Consider the following 19,447-nt stretch of genomic DNA (forward strand, 5'->3'; position numbering starts at 1 on the left):
GCACCTGTGCCATATGGAGAAACAAGGATTGTTCGCGTGATTAAAGGCAGACGTCCCCGTGTAGTCGTAATTGGTGGCGGTACGGGTTTACCAGTTATTTTGAATGCCTTGAAAGATCAAAACGCGGAAATCACTGCAATCGTAACGGTTTCAGATGACGGCGGTTCATCTGGTTCAATCCGTAACTTTATTAACGTAGTTCCACCTGGTGATATCCGTAATGTTTTGGTATCACTTAGTGACTTACCTCAGGAAGAAAAGAATATTTTTCAGTATCGATTTGATTCATCCGATTCCTTTTTTTCAGGACATGCAATCGGTAATTTAATTATTGCGGCATTGAATGAAATGCATGGCAATATCTTTGATGCAGTTCAATCTTTGTCAAAAATGATGAAAATTGATGGTCATGTTTTTCCAGCTTCCAATGAACCATTGACTTTAAACGCAGAATTCGTGGATGGAACTACGGAGTCTGGTGAAACTGAAATCACATCTAAAGATAAGCGGATTAAGCGTGTCTGGGTGACCGATACTAATTCGGATGAAGAGCCTAGAGCTGTTTTACCAGTACTGGCTTCGATTATGCAAGCTGATGCAGTCGTACTTGGGCCAGGTAGTTTATTTACTTCAATTTTACCTAACTTAATGATCTCTAATTTAGGTGAAGCAGTGCGTGAGACTGACGCCGAGGTTATTTATATTTGCAATATCATGACTCAGCGTGGTGAGACAGATCACTTTAGTGATGCGGAACACGTACAGGTAATTAACGATCACTTAGGTGGAAATTATATCAATACCGCTCTGGTTAATGGTGCCAAAATTGATATGAGCAAATTTCACCCAGAAGATTATGATGCTTATCTTGAGCCTGTTAAGAATGACTTTGAAGGCTTAAGAAAGCAAAACTGCCGTGTCATTACTGATGACTTTATCGATCAACGTCATGGATTGGTATTTCATGATGGTGAAAAGGTAGGAAAAGAAATTATTAATCTGGCATTTGAATCAATGTCACGTAAAAGAATGAAGGAAAATGATGGCTAGTTATGCTAGTGAAGTCAAAAAGGAGCTAACTTCGCTTGAGGTGCATCCAGAGCATGCCAAAGCAGAGTTAGCTGCTTTTTTGCGAATGAATGGTGTATTAAACTTGCACGATCATCAATTTAGCCTAGATATCACTACAGAAAATCCTGCGATTGCTCGACGAATTTTTAAGCTGATTAAGATTGCTTATGGTATTGAGCCATTGTTGATTGTCTCGCGCAAGATGAAATTGAAAAAAAATAATCAATATTTGGTACGATTGAATCAGAAGGTACAAGAAATCCTAGAAAACTTACAAATCTGGGATCCTGAAAAAGGTTTGGTAACGCGAATTCCTCAGAGAATTATGACTTCACGTGAAGGAGCAATGTCCTATTTACGCGGTGCATTTCTAGCCGGAGGTAGTGTCAATAATCCAGAAACGAGTCGTTATCACTTGGAGATTTATTCAACTTATGAGGACCATAATGAGGATTTATGTAAGTTGATGAATAATTATTTTTATTTAAATGCTAAAGCAACTAAACGTAGAAGAGGCTATATTGTTTATTTAAAAGAAGCCGCAAAAATTGGCGACTTTTTGCATATAGTGGGTGCACTTAATGCAATGCTTAACTTTGAAGATTTGCGTATTATGCGAGATATGCGAAATTCGGTTAATCGCTTGGTTAATTGTGATACCGCGAATATGAAAAAAACAGCCTCAGCTTCAGCTAAGCAGGTAGAAGACATCCAGCTGATTGAACAAGAAAACGGCTTAGATGATCTACCAGAGAAATTGCAAGTTTTAGCGCGTTTTAGATTGGCGCATCCAGAATTAACTTTAAAGGAAGTAGCTAATCAAATTCCGGATGGTCCGATTTCGAAGTCAGGAGTTAATCACCGATTTAAGAAACTACATGAGTTAGCTGAGAGTTTAAGAGAATAAGAAAAAGGAGCCTGCACAATGAGTGCAAGCTCCTTTTAGAGTGTGAATAATTTTTAATAATTAATTACTTCTTCTTATTAACCATGATTTCGTCAATCAAACCATATTCCTTGGCTTCTTCAGCAGTTAAGTAGTTGTCACGTTCAGTATCCTTTTGGATCTTTTCCAAAGGTTGACCGGTAGTTTCGTGCAAAATTTCGTTGATCTTCTTACGGCTCTTCAAAATTTCGTTAGCTGCAATTTGGATATCAGTTTGTTGACCTTGAGCACCACCTAATGGTTGGTGAATTAAAACAGTTGAGTTAGGAAGTGCAAAACGCTTACCCTTAGTACCACTAGTCAAGAGGATAGAAGCCATTGAAGCTGCCATACCAATTGCAATAGTTGATACGTCTGACTTAATAAAGTTCATGGTATCCATGATAGCTAAGCCGGAGGTGATTACACCACCTGGTGAGTTGATATAAAGTGAAATATCCTTGGTATTGTCTTGAGCATCAAGGAAGAGTAATTGAGCGATGATTGAGTTAGCCATTTGGTCATTAATTTCACCGCTAAGCATGATAATTCTGTCTTTTAATAAGCGTGAGTAAATGTCATAAGCACGTTCACCACGAGCAGTTTGTTCAATAACTGTAGGTACTAGCATAAATTTGCCTCCTAATTGATTTCGTATTAATTAGCACTCTTTCAAGTACAGTGCTAATTAAATCACTTCGTAATGAAAGTGTCAAATAAAGAAGCTCAATGGTAACAATGGTAATAAAAATGTATTTTAGCTAACAGTGTTTATATATTATAATATAAAAGTAAAATGCAAAATATAAGATACGGAGGATAGGTTTGAAGTATTCAAATAAAATTTTAACTGCTACTTCAGCTGTAGCACTGGGTGTTGGTTTGTTAATTGGTTCTACAAATGCAGTATTTGCAGATAATTCTAAAACTACTGATAGTAATACAGATACTGCTAAGACTGATTCCAGTGCGAAGAAGGGACCAGCTCAAACAAGTACTTCTTATGACTTAATGGTTAAAGTAGGTAGCAATAAGAATTATCCTGTTTATAAAAAGATTAGTAATGGTAAACCTAGCGGTAAGATTGCTGATGCTAGCGATTATCAATATGCTCATATTCAATCTGACCAGAGAATTAAGACAAAGGATGCAACTTATTGGCGTATTTATGTAAATGGTCGTAAAGTTGGTTATGTTAACCAAAACTACTTTACAAGAGATGCTATCGCTGTACCAAAGACTATCAGTTTAGTACAAAATAGTCACTACGATTTTGATCCAACTGATGCAGTAAGTTATGTAACCAATTATATGGGTACTGTAATTGATACAGCAGATATTAAGATTTCAGAAGATGCAATCGATTGCTCAACTCCAGGTACCTATAATGTTAAATATAGCTATGGTAAAGCAAAGGCAACTGTTAAGGTAACTGTCAGAAAGAGTACTAAGGAAGGAATTGCTGATGCTGATAGCGTCCAAGCTAAGCCATTTAACGGCGATTTGAAATCCTGGAAGACTTACTACGGAAGTTCTGCTAACTATGTAACTAAGACTGATTTTACTCCTGATAAGAATAAGCATGCTTATGATAGTGAAAGCGGAAAATTAGATTTCACTACTCGCTTCTTCCAACCAGTTTTATTAAGTGTTTACCGTGACATTAAAAATGATGACTATATTAACCGTGTAGGTCATATTCCTGAAGGAATTACCATGTCAAATGGCTGGTTGTACACTAGTTTATTAAGTAGTACCCTGATTAGCAATGGTCATATTGTAGGATATAATCTTAACCATTTAACCAATGCATTTAACGGACAATACTTACTTGATATGAGCCAAAAGAAGTTCAATTCTTACGTTAAGAACATTAAAGTTAGTCCATATATTCCAATTGGTCACGGTCAAGCAATGGGCTCAACTGATAAATACATTTACGTTCTAAATAACAATAATAAGGTTTCATACAAGAGCAATATGTCTGAAGAGTTAATCCAAATTCGGAAGAGCGATATGTACATTAACAAGATTTGGACTATTAAATGCTGGAACGGTAGTGATTCAGACGGTCGTTACTTCAATAATGGTGTTGTTGTAAATGATCACAAGCTTTACACAACTCTTTATAATAAAGAAAAAGACCAAACTGAATACTGGGAATTCAACCGCAAAGGCGATAACTGGTATCCAACTATGGTAGGTGCAACTAAGGGTGGCATTGTAGCAAACACATACACTCAAGGGTTTACTTATGATGCCAAGAACAATAACTTCTACCTTGCATTCAATGACGTAATTGCTAAGATTGCAACTGATGGTGAAGTTAAGGATACTTACCAATACCACACTGGTCGTGAAATTGAAGGTATCGCAACCTACAACAACAAGTTATACATGAACTTAGCTCAACGTGCTGAATTACTTGAAAGTAAACAAAAGTTGACTAAGTAATCATTATCGATATTAATTTAAATAAAGGAAATTCAATGAAAATATTGGATTTCCTTTATTTTTTTAGTTGTATAATTAGAAAAATGAGTTATTTAGTTAGGCAAAAGAATGAAAATATTAGAATTAAAACATATCCAATATAGTGCAGATAAAAAACAAATATTGCAAGATGTATCATTTAAGGTTAATAAAGGCGATTTTCTAACCTTAATTGGCCCATCAGGTGCAGGAAAAAGTACGATTTTACGATTGATTGCAAATTTAATTAGTGCTAATTCAGGCGATATTCTATATCAAGAAAAAAACATTAGCTCCTTAAATCCAGTTCAATATCGTAGAGAAGTTTCATATTGTTTTCAGCAGCCGTCTTTATTTGGGCAAACAGTAAGAGATAATTTGATTTTCCCGTATGAAATTAGAAAAGTAGATGTAAATGACAAGCAAATAGCTGATTTACTTAATCAAGTTGATCTCTCTGCTGATTTTTTAGATAAAAAGATTACTGCTTTATCAGGTGGTGAAAAGCAAAGAGTTGCGTTAATTCGAAACATAATATTTTTACCAAAGATATTGCTATTAGATGAAGTAACTACCGGGCTTGATAATCAAAGTAAAGATATTGTACATAATTTGATTAAGGATGTTTCTGAGAAAGGCGTGACAATTATTCAAGTTACACATGATCAAAGTGAAATTGATGAAGCAAGCAATATTTTAAGAGTAAAAAAAGGCGGAATAATCGAATGAAAAATGTTGTAGTTAGCAACTGGTCGTTAGTATTAGCTTTTGCACTGGTGTTAGTTTCCATTGGAATTTCTGCGAAAGAAAAGTTAGGACTAACCAAGGATATTTTAATTAGCGTGATTAGGGCGATAATTCAGTTAGTCGTAATCGGCTACGTTTTGAAGTTTATTTTTCATGTTAATGCCTTGTGGCTAACTTTGGTTTCAACTATTGTGATAATTTTTAATGCATCTTGGAATGCTAATCAGCGTGATCCTAATCCGGGGCGGAATATTTGGAATTCGATAATAGCCGAAGCGGTAGGGACTTACGTGACATTAGGAATTCTGATTTTTTCTGGCGTAATTAAACCAGTCCCTATGCAGGTCATTCCCATTACGGGGATGATTGCTGGAAATGAAATGGTGGCAGTTGGCTTATGCTATAAAGCGTTGAATGATAGCTTTAATGATCTGCATCAACAAGTTTTAGAAAAGTTGGCTTTGGGTAGTGATATTAAAACTGCATCGATGTCAATTTTAAGAAGGAGCATTAAGACTGCGATGCAGCCTACGATAGATTCGGCTAAAACTGTAGGATTAGTAAATTTGCCAGGAATGATGTCCGGCTTAATTTTTGCTGGTGTAAATCCCATTTATGCAATTAAGTATCAGATTATGATTACATTTATGTTGCTTTCTGCCACTGGCCTTGGAGCCGTGATTAGTGGCTATTTGGCTTATAAAAATTACTTTAATGATAGGATGCAATTGAAATAGGCAGTATGATAAAAATAATTTTCTACATTTAGATTTAGTTAAGTTATATTTCATAAGCGTTTGTAAAGGTGATTTAAGTTAACTTAAATCATATAGTAAAATTTGAGTTAAAATGAATTTAATTTTTCCAGCTATTGTAAATATCAATTTTGTCATGTTTAGATAATTTAGCCATAAATAAAAACCCCGAAATTCATGTCCGAATTTCGGGGTTCATATCATGATCAAAGTTTGAGCTTCATTATTTTATTGGGCTGATTTTTGTTTTAAAAACTGCTGTTTTTTCATCATTTGTTTTTGCAACTGCTTGGCATCGTTAACTGACATTACTTTCCAGTTGGAGGGAATAGAAAAAATATATTCTCTGTGTTTTAACTCCTTGTCATGACCAAAGACGCCAAACATTATTTGATTAAAGGTATTGCTATAGGTGTAGCGAGTAGTCTTAATCGTTACTTTTGGTTGGCTGCTTCGTTTTACTTTTGTCGATACTTTATCTAATTTAATAGATTTTGGCTTCTTTTGAAGCTGACCAGTTTTATAAAGGTAAACTTTTTCAGTTCCATTACCTAAAGGCTGATAAAGCAAAATTGGCAGGCGAGGAGTAGCACTGGAAACTAGAGTGTTAGTGCTTGAGGTTGTTTTAGTTTTCATTCCCCAGTGATTATAATCATGTTCTACAATGCCGACAACACAAAGAATTGTTATGATTAATGATAGCCATGCAATAAAAGTATGCCTTTTTCCAGGGATGATATTAAAGTAAATAAACATAATTGCAGCTACGATTAGAATTAAAAGTATCATTTAACCATCCACCTTTTCTTGATGTTCACGTGCTCGATTGCCCTTCTTTAAGAAGAATGCAAGAACTAATGCGATTAATGAGAAGAGGATACTCATTGCAAATGAAGCATGAAAACCGTCTAAAGTTGCACTGATTGCTCTAGTCTTGTATTCAAGTGGCAGTGCATGAAGTAAACTTTTACCAGGCATATTATTATTGGTAGTTGTAGTTAAAACAGAGACTAGAATTGCAGTACCAATTGAACTTAATACCTGTCTGAAAGTGTTGTTAACAGCAGTACCGTGAGAAATCTTGTTTAATGGTAAAGAATTCATACCAGATGTAGTAACATTCATCATTACCAAAGCTACACCGACCATTCTGATTGCATAAAGAATGATAATCATCGTGTACGAACTTTGCTCAGTTAAAAAGACAAATGGAATGGTTCCAATGGTCAACAAAGTCATACCAGTAATTGCCATTTTACGTGCACCATATTTGTCGAATAAACGGCCAGTAATTGGCGACATAATACCAATCATCAATGCACCAGGTAGTAACATTAAACCTGAATGGAAGGCAGAAACGCCACGCAAATTTTGAATATATAATGGTAAAACCATTTCAATGCCGACCATCGCTAAGTTGGTGATACCACTTAAGGCAGCTGCCAGTGAAAATTCAAAGTGTTTAAAAACGGTAATGTCCAAAAATGGGTCATCCATTTTCAATTGGCGGATACCGAATAAGATTACAAATATAATTCCAAATCCAATAAATCCTAAAATCTCGGGATTGGTCCAGCCTTTGTTACCAGCTTCTGAAAAACCATACAACAGACTTCCGAAGCCTAGAGTAGAGGTTGTTACTGACCAAACATCAATTTTTTCTTTCTTAGTTGGTAAAACATCTTTAATTAAAAAGAAAGCTAAGATAATTACTATTCCCGCAATTGGGGCAATGATGCTGAAAAGATAACGCCAAGAAAGGTTATCAACAATCCAACCAGATAATGTTGGTCCAATTGCCGGTGCTAAGCCAATAACAATCCCAACAGTTCCCATTGCTGCACCACGCTTATTAGCTGGGAAGATAGAAAGCATAATTGTTTGTAAAAGTGGCATAGTAACGCCAACGCCTAATCCCTGAATGATTCTCCCAGCAAGCAGGGTGCCAAAGTTGGGTGCAATTGCGGCGATCACTGTTCCAATAAAGAAGATTGACATGGCTGACAAATACATTTTTCTTGAACCGAAGCGATTGATTAGCCATGCAGAAATTGGGATCATAACACCATTAACTAACAGAAAGGCTGTTGAAAGCCATTCAGCAGTTGCGGTGCTGATGTTAAATGAACGCATAATTGAAGGAAGCGCTGTTGAAAGCAGTGTTCCGTTTAATACAGTACAGAAAGAACCTATAATTAAAACTAAAACTAGTAGGTTTCGATTATAAGCTTTTCCATGAATATCCGTTGGTTGCTTATTCATGTAATATTCCTTTCTCTTATAAAAGTTAACTATAAAAACTATAGGCTTAAAATTTGCCATTGTCAAATAATCTTACAAATAAGTTAGATAAATTAACACTTGTGTTGCAAAAGATAACAACAATATATAAAATATAACTATACTGTAAGGTGGTATCAGGATGAAATCTAAAAAAATTATGCATGACATTTTTAAAAATTTAGAAATTGGAATCGGTGAAGTTAGTAAATTGACTGGTGTTTCTCAAAGGCAATTGCGCTATTGGGAAACTAAGGGCTACATTAAGCCGATTTCAGATGATCAAAGTGGTGTGCGCCGCTATAATTTAGCGACCTTGTATCTAATTGTTTTTATCAAGGAACAATTAGATGAGGGCTTTACGTTGTCTGCAGCCTTTGAGCATTCAAAGGATATACGGTTGAAGAGTAGAATTGTTCATCAATTTTTCAGAGAAACTTTTGATGATGTTAAGGTTACTGATTCTACAAAGGGCTATGGGGAAATTGACTTAGGTGAATTTCAGGCTGAAGATGGCAGCATGCATCATTTCAAAGGTGTTGTAGATGAAAAAGGACAATACGTTAAGATGGATGAATAATGCAATTTTGATTTAGCTATTTTGCACTTTGTGTGTAAAAATGAACCACTTATTTGAGGTTTAAGTACAAAAGGGCTTCTTTTCTGTATTCTGATTATGAATTCAGAAAGGAAGTCTTTTTATGTTAATTGAAACTTTTAATCTAACTAAAAAATATGGTAAGAAGTTAGCTTTGAACAAGGTTAATTTGAAGATTAATCGTGGACAGTTGGTAGCTTATTTGGGCACGAATGGTGCAGGTAAATCTACTACTATTAACATCCTGATTGGCCTATTGAAACCAACTAGTGGCACTATCACGTATGCTAAGGATCTAAAAATCGGGGTAGTCTTTCAGAATAGTGTTTTAGATGATGTATTGACTGTCAAAGATAATCTATATTTAAGGGCAAGGATGTACAAAACTTTTTCTAAAGAGTGGTTAGAAAAATTGATTGGGTTGATTGGTATTAGAAGTTTCCTCAATCAAAAATACGGTACTTTGTCTGGTGGGCAAAAAAGAAGAGTGGATATTGCTAGAGCGTTAATTGATCATCCAGATATCTTATTTTTGGATGAACCAACAACAGGGTTAGATTTACAAACAAGAATTGTTATCTGGGATTTATTGCAAAAGCTTCAAAAAGAACAGGGGCTGACTATTTTCTTAACTACGCACTATTTAGAGGAAGCCGAAAATGCTGATCAGATGTATATTTTGGAAAATGGCAATGTCTTAGCAGAAGGCTCTGCAGAAGAAATTAAAGAGATGTATGCACCCAATCGGCTGCTAATTCGCCTAAAACAAGGGCAAACTTTTTCTACTAATTTTAAACAAATTTCTAAGTCAGATGATCAAATTGAAATCGATGGGCTTAATAGTAATCAGGTCATAGACCTTTTACATAAGTTTGAAGATAAGATTGATACATTTGAATATCGAAAAGGGTCAATTGATGATGCATTTATCAAGATTGCTGGAAAGGAGCTTCAATAATGTTCGCCTTAATGAAGAGAAATATCAAAATTTATTTTGCTAATAAACCAGGTGTAGTAATGTCATGTTTTGGTGCACTAATTTCATTTGTAATTTATATTGGATTTTTACAACAAAATCTTGTTGATTCTTGGCAAAATGTTAGTCATGCAAAACAATTATTGGACCTCTGGATGCTTGGCGGTATTGTTTCAATTGCAGGCATTACTACTTCGTTTCAAGCACTTGGTCAAATGGTGAAGGATAGGGAAAGCCGAGCAATTGATGATATGAAGTTAACGAATTTAACTCCAATTAGTGAAAGCATGGCCTACGTAGCTTCAGCATTAATAATAAGCTTCTTGATGCAGGTTATTACTTTTCTAGTGATGGCAATTTACTTTTCAGTGGTTGATAAGGTGAATATTCAATCAACTGTATATTGGTCAGCATTAGGTTTTATGTTATTAGGTGCAATTGGCGCAACTTTATTAAACTTAGTTATCGTTTTATTTATCAATTCTTCAACAACGTTTAGTCGTTTGTCGGCGGTAATTGGAGCAGCAGCTGGATTTATGGTTGCAACTTACATGCCTTATGGAACTTTATCAAAAACTGCGCAAAATATAGTAAAATTGTTTCCAAGTAGTTATGAAGCGGGAAGTTTTAGAAGCTTGCTCTTAAATAAATTAAGTCAGGAAGATGTTCCAGATGAAATGCGTCAAAAATTGATTGAATATTTAGGGATTCATTTTAAATTTGGGTCTCATCAATTAACTAACGGGGATAATGTATTGGTAATAATAGCTATGTCACTCTTATTGACAGTTATAGTAATATGTCTCGCAGTCATGCTTGATAGAAGGAAGAACTAACACGTGAATGTAGAATTTCAGTCAGATTCTAATTTGAAAAAAGATCAAATTAAGATCAAAGTAATTTCTTTAGAGGAAACAGCAGAAGTAAAAAATTTATTGGCTTATATTCAAGATTTTGGTAAAAAGGTAGATTCAATTCTGCCGGTAAAAACTGAAGATCGGATTTTAACTATTAAAATTGAAGAAATTATCAAAGTTGAGGTTGAAAAAACAGAATTAACTTTTTATACCAAAAGTGCTGTCATTAAAACTACAGGTCGCTTATATCAAGTTTTAGAGAAATTAAATAATGATTTTGTACAGGTATCAAAACATGGGATTATTAATTTGAATTATCTTGAAGCACTCGAGGCGGGATTTACGGGCAATATGATTGCAAAACTGGCTTTTAAACAGAAGACTGATGTTTCAAGAAGATATTTACCTGAATTAGAAAAGAAACTGGGATTATAAAATGAAAATTTGGCATAAAATTTTAGATTTTTTTGTAACTGGAATGGGATTTGGTGCAATTACTTGCTTGCTTATTTTAGGAATAGTATCAAATAGTGTAGGTGCAATTAATATCCCATTAATGAGCGTAATTGTTGTTTTCATTTGTAGTGGTTTGATTGGTGAATTGAGTTTTCTATTTGATACTAATCTGTCATATTTAATTGCGTTGTTGTTACATTTAATTGGTACATTTACGTTGTTTTCTATTATGATGCTTTTCAATCATTGGCTTATAGATTGGCAAACTTTATGTATCTTCATTTTTGTATATATCATAATTTGGATTGTGATTAGATTGACGCAAGAAAAAGATATTCAAAAAATTAATCGTCAGATTAAAAAGCGGAATGGTAAAGATGGATGAATAATGCAATTTAAAAGGAAAATCTTCCATTAGTGTATGTGCTACAATTAAATCGTAGTTCACATATATTAATATGGGAGAAAAAGAATGAAGAAACGATTTTTAATTGCAGGTGCTTCTGCTGTGATGGTGACCTTGTCATTAACTGTATTGAATTCCAAGCCAGTTAAGGCAGCCAAAAATGCCGTTGATTTTATGACATATCTATCTAAAAACAAATCTTTGACTAAAGGGCAAAGGAGTTCCGCTAGATCAGCAGTGAAATTATTGAAAACAGGTCGCTTAGGTAAAAAGCCTAAGGCAAGTTGGTACAATGAATACGTTGACTTGCATTCAAATGATGATGCAACTAGTGCTAAGAATATTAAAGCTGTATTGCCTTATTTGGATAGCGTCAATAGAGTACGCAGAAATGAGGGAGTTCGCTCACTTAAGGTATCACCACTTTTGACAGCAGCCTCAATGTTAAATGCTGACTATCAAAAACGTGGTAGCTTAAAGCATACTCATTATTTCAAGTCGATTGGTTTGGAAAACATCGCTACTCAAAGTGTGGGTTTAGATCCGGTTGATACTTGGTTCTCTGAAAAGAAAAGTTGGAATTATGATGTAAAAAAGAATCATTCGTTGAAGCCGGCGAAGTATAGTCCAACTTGGACGGCAACTTATGATGCGGCCGTAAAGGGCACGAACGGCTATAAAATGGCAGGACACTACTTGAATTTGATTAACAGAAATTATAGAGTAATGGGCTTTGCCAATGTAAGCAATACTGGTTATGGAAATGCTGATTCATATTTAGGAAGCAGTAAAGGTGCAGGAACCAAGTACAAGGCATTGGTAAATGCTTGGGCTAATAAATAAAAATATACACTAAAAAGGAAGCAGTCTTTTGAAATTGCTTCCTTTTTAAAATTCTTTATTTAAATCTTATTTTGCCTTAGCTTCTTGATATTTCTTAATTCCTGGCAAGATTAAACCTAATGCAATCAAAATGATTGGCGTCAAGATATTAAGGAATAAGGTAAATGGATCTGGTGAGTAAATACCCAAGATACAACATACAGCAGTAACTACAAAACACCAAATACCGGCAGTATAGGCTAAGCCTTGATGTTTAGTCATTTGATAAGTAGTGTTGAACTTTTGCTGCTGTTTTCTTAAAGCGACATATGCCGCAAATACCCAAAGGTAACGAAGTGGCATAGTAGTTGAATTTAATTTAACTAATTGTGCCATAACAGCTTGAGCATTTGGTACTAAAGCTTGAATAGCAATTAAGCCACCAGAGAGGACAACAACCATCCAGATACCGTTGATGTAAGCACCATGCTTGTTGAGTTTTAATAAGCCCTTTGGAATAAATTCTTTAGCTTCTTTACTACCCAAAAGCATTCTAAGTGGTGCATCGATACTGATTACTAATGTTGAGAATTGACCGATTACGTTACACCATGAATAGATGTACATGAACAAGCCGCCAACATGGTAATATTCGCCCAGCTTGTCAAATGCCATGTAGGCACCATTAGAGATGTATTCGTTAAGGTTGGCATTAACCACCTTAGGGTCAAACATTAATGCCATGGCAAAAGTACCTAAAATAGCAGATACCATAACCATGATTGCTAAAGCCATCATAGCCTTAGGGAAGTTTTTGGAAGGATCCTTAACCTTATTAACATAAGGGGAGATCTTTTCACAACCACCAACGGCAAATACTAGGATTGAAAGAGAAGTAAAGTATTTTACGTTGAAGGTTGGCATCAAATTCTTCCAGTTAAAGTCAATACTGTGGAAACCAGCAGAAGGATTAATAGCTGGTGCGGTAAACATCATAATGATGAATAAGATTGACATGATAAACATTGAAGAACCAGCAATTGTTGCTAGGCCTTTCAATACTGGAATACCACGACTTGCAACCCAACAGAAAAGCAAGAAGACTACTAATGTAGCAAATTGTGTCCAAGCGGTAGGTAAGCCATCATACCATTTTGTATTTCCGAAGATACCCCAGGCCATCGCTCTTAAACCACCAGTACCTTTACTGGAAATATAAACAACGTGGCAAGCCCAGTAGGTCCAACCTGCGTAGTAGGCCCATTTTGCGCCCATAGTGGCATTTACCCAAGAGGAAACCCCACCTTCAGCATTCTTGAAGGTAGCTCCAAGTTCACCAACCATTAAGGCATAAGGAACAAAGTAGAGAAGGAACATGACGATCCAGCTAAAGACAACCTTTGTCCCGTCAAAGTAGACGTACCCATTAACAACGTTACCAAAGCCCCACACGGTAGAGAAGGCCATCATTGCTAGGGTGGTCCACATCATCTTTTTGGAATTATTTTGTGATTCGACCATAAAATTTCTCCCTATTACTATTTATATATTTATGTGAACTTTTTAATTATATAACAGAAGCGTTTTCAAAGCCTTGTTGTTCAGGAAATTTTTTAATAATTAGATGTTTCATTTGATAAATTTGTGCTAAAATGAACGTGATTTTTTCATATGGGAGGATTAATAAGGATGTTAAAAGGGAAAAAGATGTTATTAACTTTTGTGGCCAGTGCTGCATTAGTTGGTGGTGTTTTTGCCATTAGTCAAAGCAAGGTAGATGCCAAAAGCTACAGCAAGGCAGTTACTAAGATTGCTGGCAATGGTAATTACGCTATTTATCATAATGTATCTAAAAAAGGACCATCAGGTGCATTTTCAAATACCAAGTACTTTAAGCATGGTCAAATTCAATCTAAGAAGTATGTTTCTACCAAGAAAGGTAACTTCTGGTACATTATTGTCGATGGACGCAATGTAGGTTGGGTAAGTCAAAACTTTTTTGCTAGAAACCAAATTTCAGTAGCTCAAGATGTTAGCTTAGTTCACAACAGCAACTACAGTTTTCCAACTAGGGATGCAATTAACTATGCAACAGATGGACAAGGTACTGCAATTAATCCGGATAAGGTTAATGTTTCACATAGCTCTGTTAGTTCAAGCCGTGCCGGCACTACTAAGGTAGATTATTCATATGGCAGGGCAAAGGCAAGCGTTAATGTAACTGTTCGTTCAGATACAAATGAAGGAATTACTAGTGCAGGTGCTTCTGTTAAGAGTGGTCCTAAGGCAGTTCATACTTGGAATGGTGGCTCAAAGGGATCATCAAGAAATTGGAATCAGGCACACGGTTATCGTTCAGAAACTAGCTCAAATAGCTATTCAGGTAACGGCATGACTTTGCGCACTCGTTTGTTCCAACCACGTTTTGTCAGCTTAGGCTATGGTCAAGCTGCTGATGCAATGGGACAAGTTGGGGTAATTCCTGAAGGTATTACTGTTAATGATGGTATTTTTACAGCTTCTATGTACACTAGCAGTAGCGACTCAAGAGGACATCTTGTTTCTTACAACTTGAATGCAATTAAGAATAAATATGCTGCTCAAAACTTAACTACTATGGGATGGAGCACTTTTAGAAGCTACGCAAACAATATTAAAGTTTCACCATACATTAAGCTAGGTCATGGTCAATCACTTGGCTCTTCTTCAAGCTACATTTATGTTTTGGCTAATAACAATAAGACTGCTAATTCAACAGCTTCAGAAGAAATTATGCAAGTAAGAAAGAGTGATATGAAGATTAACAAAATCTGGACTGTTAAGACCTGGAACGGCAGCAGTGCATATCCTCGTTACTTCCATAATGCAACCTTTGTTGGCGACAATACTATGTATGCATTGTTCCACAATGGTGGTCGTCACCAATATGAATACTGGAAGTTAACTAGAAATGGTGACACTTGGACTCCAGAAGAAATCGGTGCTACTCAAAGTAATTTCGTAACTGGTTCACCAGTTCAAGGTTTTGCTTATGACAGCAACCACAATCAATTCTATATTGGTTTTAACGACTACATCTTCCGTGTAGCAGCAAATGGTACTTATAAGGGTGGCCATCATTTCAACACTCGCCGTGAAATTGAAGGCTTATCTGTTTCAGGCTCAACTTTGTACACTGAGTTAGCACAACGTGCTGAGTTGATGACTACAAGCACTAAATAATTGTGATATTGAAAAAGGCATTCCGTGAGGAATGCTTTTTTGGTATAAAAAAAGAAGAATACCGAGATGGCGGTATTCTTCAACATGTAGTTATATGGGCCCCCTGGGAGTCGAACCCAGATTCTAAGAACCGGAATCTTATGTGCGATCCATTACACTAAGGGCCCAGATGATTCTCAAATGGTAGTATATCAAAAAAAGTAATGAAATAAAAATGATTTTACTCGATTTACGACTTTTTTAAAATCGTGTATCTTTTTCTTGAATTACGAAAAATACATTGTTATACTAACAGTGTCGATTGGGAAATGTATGAATTGAATGAAAAGTACGTTTCTCTTATATTTTTAAGCATTCTGGGACACAAAACGACACGTAGGTGGTCGATAGATGTCCCATGGAAAGGAGGGAACGATGGATTCGGACTTTTCTTTGCTCGAAGCGCTCGTTCCCGACGTCTTAAAGATTCTTCGACAAAGGTATCTTGTCCTTGAGCAGATTTCGCTACATGCGCCAATTGGACGCCGGAGTGTTGCTCAGCATTTAGGGCTTTCAGAGAGAAACATCAGAACTGAGACTGAGTACTTAAGTCAATTAGGATTGATTGAAACAAAAAGTTTTGGGATGTTTTTAACTGAAAAGGGTGAGAAAACATTAAAAGATGCAGGACCATTGCTTGATCGCCTCTTTAATGCCGGTGAAACGGAAGTAGCATTAGCCAAAAAATTAGGGATTGAAAGAACATTGATCGTCCCTGGTAATGCGGATTTCCAAGACCGAGTATATGAGGAGATGGGAGAAAAATTAAGTTCAGCTTTGAATTTACTCTTGCCTTTAGGCCATTCAATAGTTACAATTCTAGGTGGAGCGGCGTTAGCTAGATCTGCTAAGTATTTATCACCAGATTTAGCTAACAATCGCCAGTTGGAATTTGTTCCAGGTCGAGGAGCTTTGGGCGAAAATGTAGAGACGCAAAGTAATACAATCGTCCAAGAAATGGCTGCTAAGACTTCAGGTACTTATAAGACATTATATTTACCTGAGCAGGTCTCAGATGATGCTTACAAATCTTTGATTCGTGAGTCCTCGATCGCAGATGTTCTGCAAGACATTTCTCAAAGTGATGCTGTGATTCATGGTATTGGGTTAGCTCAAGAGATGGCACAGCGCAGAGGCTATAATTCAATTAAGCTATCTGAACTTCGTGAGAAGAGAGCCGTCACCGAATGTTTCGGGTGTTTCTTCGATGAATATGGCAAGGTTGTTGACCGCATCACCCAGGTTGGATTGCAGTTCGAGAACCTATACAAAATACCCCACATATTTGCTTTTGCTTGTGGTGCCCGAAAGGCTCAAGCAATTAAAGCTTATATGCCTAATGCGCCTCATCAAACCTGGCTAATCACTGATGAGGGCGCCTCAAATATGATTTTAAAGGGGAAATGAAATCCCGTTTAAAATAAATGTTGTTTATAGTTCTTAAGGAGGACTTTAGGTTATGACAGTTAAAATTGGTATTAACGGTTTCGGCCGTATCGGTCGTTTAGCATTCCGTCGTATTATGGACCTTGGCGAAAAGTCAAAGGACATTGAAGTTGTTGCTATCAACGACTTGACTACTCCAGCAATGCTTGCTTACTTGCTTAAGTACGACACTACTCATGGTACTTTCAACCACGAAGTTTCATCAACTGAAGATTCAATCGTAGTTGACGGTAAGAGTTACCACGTATACGCAGAACCACAAGCACAAAACATTCCATGGGTTAAGAACGATGGTGTTGACTTCGTTCTTGAATGTACTGGTTTCTACACTAGCAAGGCTAAGTCACAAGCTCACATCGATGCAGGTGCTAAGCGTGTATTGATCTCAGCTCCAGCTGGTAACGACTTGAAGACTATCGTTTACTCAGTAAACGAAGACACTTTGACTGCTGATGACAAGATTGTTTCAGCTGCTTCATGTACTACTAACTCACTTGCACCAATGGCTAACGCTTTGGACAAGGAATTCGGTATCGAAGTTGCTACTATGACTACTATCCACGCATACACTGGTACTCAAATGACTTTGGATGGTCCTTCACGTAGTGGTAAGGAACAAGACGCTCGTGCTGCTGCTGAAAACATCATTCCTCATACTACTGGTTCAGCTAAGGCTATCGGCTTGGTATTGCCTAACTTGAACGGTAAGATGAACGGTCACGCACAACGTGTTCCAGTTCCAGATGGCTCAGAAACTGAATTAGTATCAATCTTGAGCAAGAAGGTTACTGCTGACGAAGTTAACGAAGCTATGAAGAAGTACGAAAGCCCATCATTTGCTTACAACGGTGACCACATTGTTTCTAGCGATGTTCTTAACATGACTGCTGGTTCAATCTTTGACCCAACTCAAACTATGGTAACCACTGCAGGTGACAAGCAATTAGTTAAGACTGTTGCTTGGTACGACAACGAATACTCATTCACTTGCCAAATGGTACGTACTTTATTACACTTTGCAACTCTTTAATCATTAATTTTAATTAACTGATTATATAGTTAAGTGGTAATTGAGAAGGCGGAGGGAGATTCTTCCTTCCGCCTTTTTTTGAAGAAAAAATATCAAAATAATCGGAGGATTATAATGGCTAAATTAATCGTTGACGATCTTGATGTTAAAGGCAAAAAGGTCTTAGTACGTGTAGACTTTAACGTTCCAATTAAGGATGGCGTTATTGGTGACGACAACCGTATCGTTGCTGCACTTCCAACTATTAAGTACATCATTGAACACGGTGGCAAGGCTATCTTACTTAGCCACTTAGGTCGTGTTAAGTCAGATGCTGACAAGAAGGAATTATCATTAAAGCCAGTTGCTGAACGTTTAAGTGAACTTCTTAAGAAGCCTGTAACTTTTGTACCATCAAACGAAGGTAAAGAAGTTGAAGACGCTATCAACAACATGAAGGATGGAGACGTTATCGTTCTTGAAAACACTAGATTCCAAGACATCGACAACGACTTTGGTAAGCGTGAATCAGGTAACGATCCTAAGCTTGGCGAATACTGGGCAAGTCTTGGCGACATGTTTGTAAATGATGCATTTGGTACTGCTCACAGAAGTCATGCTTCAAACGTTGGTATCGCAACTGCTATGAAGGAAGCTGGCAAGCCTGCAGCAGCTGGTTACTTGCTTGAAAAGGAAATCAAGTTCTTAGGTGATGCTGTTGAAAACCCAGTACACCCATTCGTAACTATTCTTGGTGGTGCTAAGGTTTCAGACAAGATTGGTGTTATCGAAAACTTAATTCCTAAGTCAGACCACATTTTAATCGGTGGTGGTATGGCTTACACATTCTTAGCAGCTCAAGGCCACAGCATTGGTAAATCATTATTTGAAGCTGACAAGGTAGACCTTGCTAAGGAATTACTTGCTAAGGCTGGCGACAAGATCGTTCTTCCTGTAGATAACGTAGCCGCAACTGAATTCTCAAATGATGCTTCACGTGAAGTTGTTGGTGATGATATTCCTGACAACATGATGGGTCTTGACATCGGTCCTAAGACTGTTGAAAAGTTCAAGGAAATCTTGAAGGATGCTAAGACTGTTGTTTGGAACGGCCCAATGGGTGCATTCGAAATGCCTAACTTCGCTGAAGGTACTTTGGAAGTTGGTCGTGCATTGGCAGACCTTAAGGATGCAACTACTATCATCGGTGGTGGTGACTCAACTGCTGCTGCTAAGCAATTAGGCATTGCTCCTAAGATTACCCACATTTCTACCGGTGGTGGTGCTTCACTTAACTACCTTGAAGGTAAAGAATTGCCAGGTATCGCTTGCGTTTCAGACAAGTAATAGTAAGGAAAGGACAATA

19 protein-coding genes and 1 tRNA gene are annotated in these 19,447 nt (G+C 36.7%); 15 read left to right on the top strand and 5 right to left on the bottom strand.

Annotated elements, in window-relative coordinates; all coding sequences use genetic code 11:
- Positions 1–6 precede the first annotated feature (6 nt).
- Positions 7–1,050: a gluconeogenesis factor YvcK family protein gene (gene yvcK / locus CP352_RS01225; RefSeq protein ID WP_089142984.1), complete on the top strand. Its 1,044-nt coding sequence runs from the start codon at positions 7–9 to the stop codon at positions 1,048–1,050.
- Positions 1,043–1,978, top strand: a complete 936-nt coding sequence (gene whiA / locus CP352_RS01230) for a DNA-binding protein WhiA (RefSeq protein ID WP_005722729.1) — start codon at positions 1,043–1,045, stop codon at positions 1,976–1,978. The genes yvcK and whiA overlap by 8 nt, the downstream gene beginning before the upstream one ends.
- A 64-nt stretch (positions 1,979–2,042) precedes the next feature.
- Here the strand turns inward: whiA and clpP are convergent, their stop codons facing one another.
- Positions 2,043–2,627, bottom strand: a complete 585-nt coding sequence (gene clpP / locus CP352_RS01235; protein WP_005718663.1) for an ATP-dependent Clp endopeptidase proteolytic subunit ClpP — start codon at positions 2,625–2,627, stop codon at positions 2,043–2,045.
- 194 nt (positions 2,628–2,821) lie between these two features.
- On the opposite strand from clpP, the gene CP352_RS01240 reads away from it, so the two are divergent.
- The 3 genes from CP352_RS01240 to fetB all read left to right on the top strand — a co-directional run bounded on the left by CP352_RS01240 (position 2,822) and on the right by fetB (position 5,952).
- Positions 2,822–4,450: an SH3-like domain-containing protein gene (locus tag CP352_RS01240; protein ID WP_065990286.1), complete on the top strand. Its 1,629-nt coding sequence runs from the start codon at positions 2,822–2,824 to the stop codon at positions 4,448–4,450.
- Between the two features lie 108 nt (positions 4,451–4,558).
- Positions 4,559–5,197, top strand: coding sequence for an ATP-binding cassette domain-containing protein (locus CP352_RS01245; RefSeq protein ID WP_005718667.1), 639 nt, complete (start codon positions 4,559–4,561; stop codon positions 5,195–5,197).
- Entirely contained in the window at positions 5,194–5,952 is a 759-nt protein-coding gene (fetB, locus tag CP352_RS01250; protein ID WP_013086064.1) for an iron export ABC transporter permease subunit FetB, read from the top strand. Before CP352_RS01245 ends, fetB begins: the two co-directional genes overlap by 4 nt.
- A gap of 246 nt (positions 5,953–6,198) precedes the next feature.
- Here the strand turns inward: fetB and CP352_RS01255 are convergent, their stop codons facing one another.
- Together CP352_RS01255 and CP352_RS01260 are read right to left on the bottom strand one after the other, a co-directional pair.
- Positions 6,199–6,759 carry a DUF4811 domain-containing protein gene (locus CP352_RS01255; RefSeq protein ID WP_065990284.1) on the bottom strand — a complete coding sequence of 187 codons (561 nt, stop codon included), beginning with the start codon at positions 6,757–6,759 and terminating at the stop codon, positions 6,199–6,201.
- The gene (locus CP352_RS01260; RefSeq protein ID WP_013086066.1) at positions 6,760–8,232 is read right to left on the bottom strand and encodes an MDR family MFS transporter; all 1,473 of its coding nucleotides are present in this window, start codon (positions 8,230–8,232) and stop codon (positions 6,760–6,762) included.
- A 160-nt stretch (positions 8,233–8,392) separates the two neighbouring features.
- On the opposite strand from CP352_RS01260, the gene CP352_RS01265 reads away from it, so the two are divergent.
- From CP352_RS01265 to CP352_RS01290, 6 genes are all read left to right on the top strand, one after another.
- A complete protein-coding gene (locus CP352_RS01265) occupies positions 8,393–8,830 on the top strand; it encodes a MerR family transcriptional regulator (protein WP_057726449.1) in 438 nt (145 codons plus the stop codon).
- A 121-nt stretch (positions 8,831–8,951) separates the two neighbouring features.
- Positions 8,952–9,806 carry an ABC transporter ATP-binding protein gene (locus CP352_RS01270; RefSeq protein ID WP_089142986.1) on the top strand — a complete coding sequence of 285 codons (855 nt, stop codon included), beginning with the start codon at positions 8,952–8,954 and terminating at the stop codon, positions 9,804–9,806.
- A complete protein-coding gene (locus CP352_RS01275) occupies positions 9,806–10,660 on the top strand; it encodes an ABC transporter permease (protein WP_089142987.1) in 855 nt (284 codons plus the stop codon). The genes CP352_RS01270 and CP352_RS01275 overlap by 1 nt, the downstream gene beginning before the upstream one ends.
- A 3-nt stretch (positions 10,661–10,663) precedes the next feature.
- Entirely contained in the window at positions 10,664–11,116 is a 453-nt protein-coding gene (locus CP352_RS01280) for a LytTR family DNA-binding domain-containing protein (RefSeq protein WP_089142988.1), read from the top strand.
- Position 11,117: 1 nt separating this feature from the next.
- Positions 11,118–11,522 (top strand): DUF3021 family protein, encoded by a 405-nt coding sequence (locus CP352_RS01285; protein WP_089142989.1) that lies wholly within the window; start codon positions 11,118–11,120, stop codon positions 11,520–11,522.
- Positions 11,523–11,609: 87 nt separating this feature from the next.
- Positions 11,610–12,386 (top strand): CAP domain-containing protein, encoded by a 777-nt coding sequence (locus CP352_RS01290; protein WP_089142990.1) that lies wholly within the window; start codon positions 11,610–11,612, stop codon positions 12,384–12,386.
- Between the two features lie 66 nt (positions 12,387–12,452).
- Here the strand turns inward: CP352_RS01290 and CP352_RS01295 are convergent, their stop codons facing one another.
- Positions 12,453–13,886, bottom strand: a complete 1,434-nt coding sequence (locus CP352_RS01295) for an APC family permease (RefSeq protein WP_065990282.1) — start codon at positions 13,884–13,886, stop codon at positions 12,453–12,455.
- 168 nt (positions 13,887–14,054) lie between these two features.
- Between CP352_RS01295 and CP352_RS01300 the strand changes: the two genes are divergently transcribed.
- The gene (locus tag CP352_RS01300) at positions 14,055–15,587 is read left to right on the top strand and encodes an SH3-like domain-containing protein (protein ID WP_089142991.1); all 1,533 of its coding nucleotides are present in this window, start codon (positions 14,055–14,057) and stop codon (positions 15,585–15,587) included.
- 95 nt (positions 15,588–15,682) lie between these two features.
- Here CP352_RS01300 and CP352_RS01305 read toward each other — a convergent pair.
- A tRNA-Arg gene (locus CP352_RS01305) sits at positions 15,683–15,754 on the bottom strand.
- A 247-nt stretch (positions 15,755–16,001) separates the two neighbouring features.
- On the opposite strand from CP352_RS01305, the gene CP352_RS01310 reads away from it, so the two are divergent.
- The 3 genes from CP352_RS01310 (at position 16,002) to pgk (ending at position 19,428) form a co-directional block, all read left to right on the top strand.
- A complete protein-coding gene (locus tag CP352_RS01310; protein WP_089142992.1) occupies positions 16,002–17,033 on the top strand; it encodes a sugar-binding transcriptional regulator in 1,032 nt (343 codons plus the stop codon).
- A gap of 52 nt (positions 17,034–17,085) precedes the next feature.
- The gene (gene gap, locus CP352_RS01315) at positions 17,086–18,102 is read left to right on the top strand and encodes a type I glyceraldehyde-3-phosphate dehydrogenase (RefSeq protein WP_005718691.1); all 1,017 of its coding nucleotides are present in this window, start codon (positions 17,086–17,088) and stop codon (positions 18,100–18,102) included.
- Positions 18,103–18,216: 114 nt separating this feature from the next.
- Positions 18,217–19,428, top strand: a complete 1,212-nt coding sequence (gene pgk / locus CP352_RS01320; RefSeq protein WP_005721494.1) for a phosphoglycerate kinase — start codon at positions 18,217–18,219, stop codon at positions 19,426–19,428.
- The last annotated feature ends 19 nt before the right edge of the window (positions 19,429–19,447 follow it).

It is taken from the genome of Lactobacillus sp. UMNPBX1, from assembly GCF_002554085.1.
In the GTDB taxonomy this organism is placed as follows: Bacteria; Bacillota; Bacilli; order Lactobacillales; family Lactobacillaceae; genus Lactobacillus; species Lactobacillus crispatus.

Coding starts and splice junctions, on each gene's coding strand:
- whiA (WP_005722729.1), top strand. CDS start 1,043: ATGGCTAGTTATGCTAGTGAAGTCAAAAAGGAGCTAACTTCGCTTGAG.
- clpP (WP_005718663.1), bottom strand. CDS start 2,627: ATGCTAGTACCTACAGTTATTGAACAAACTGCTCGTGGTGAACGTGCT.
- CP352_RS01245 (WP_005718667.1), top strand. CDS start 4,559: ATGAAAATATTAGAATTAAAACATATCCAATATAGTGCAGATAAAAAA.
- fetB (WP_013086064.1), top strand. CDS start 5,194: ATGAAAAATGTTGTAGTTAGCAACTGGTCGTTAGTATTAGCTTTTGCA.
- CP352_RS01255 (WP_065990284.1), bottom strand. CDS start 6,759: ATGATACTTTTAATTCTAATCGTAGCTGCAATTATGTTTATTTACTTT.
- CP352_RS01260 (WP_013086066.1), bottom strand. CDS start 8,232: ATGAATAAGCAACCAACGGATATTCATGGAAAAGCTTATAATCGAAAC.
- CP352_RS01265 (WP_057726449.1), top strand. CDS start 8,393: ATGAAATCTAAAAAAATTATGCATGACATTTTTAAAAATTTAGAAATT.
- CP352_RS01270 (WP_089142986.1), top strand. CDS start 8,952: ATGTTAATTGAAACTTTTAATCTAACTAAAAAATATGGTAAGAAGTTA.
- CP352_RS01275 (WP_089142987.1), top strand. CDS start 9,806: ATGTTCGCCTTAATGAAGAGAAATATCAAAATTTATTTTGCTAATAAA.
- CP352_RS01285 (WP_089142989.1), top strand. CDS start 11,118: ATGAAAATTTGGCATAAAATTTTAGATTTTTTTGTAACTGGAATGGGA.
- CP352_RS01290 (WP_089142990.1), top strand. CDS start 11,610: ATGAAGAAACGATTTTTAATTGCAGGTGCTTCTGCTGTGATGGTGACC.
- CP352_RS01295 (WP_065990282.1), bottom strand. CDS start 13,886: ATGGTCGAATCACAAAATAATTCCAAAAAGATGATGTGGACCACCCTA.
- CP352_RS01300 (WP_089142991.1), top strand. CDS start 14,055: ATGTTAAAAGGGAAAAAGATGTTATTAACTTTTGTGGCCAGTGCTGCA.
- CP352_RS01310 (WP_089142992.1), top strand. CDS start 16,002: ATGGATTCGGACTTTTCTTTGCTCGAAGCGCTCGTTCCCGACGTCTTA.
- gap (WP_005718691.1), top strand. CDS start 17,086: ATGACAGTTAAAATTGGTATTAACGGTTTCGGCCGTATCGGTCGTTTA.
- pgk (WP_005721494.1), top strand. CDS start 18,217: ATGGCTAAATTAATCGTTGACGATCTTGATGTTAAAGGCAAAAAGGTC.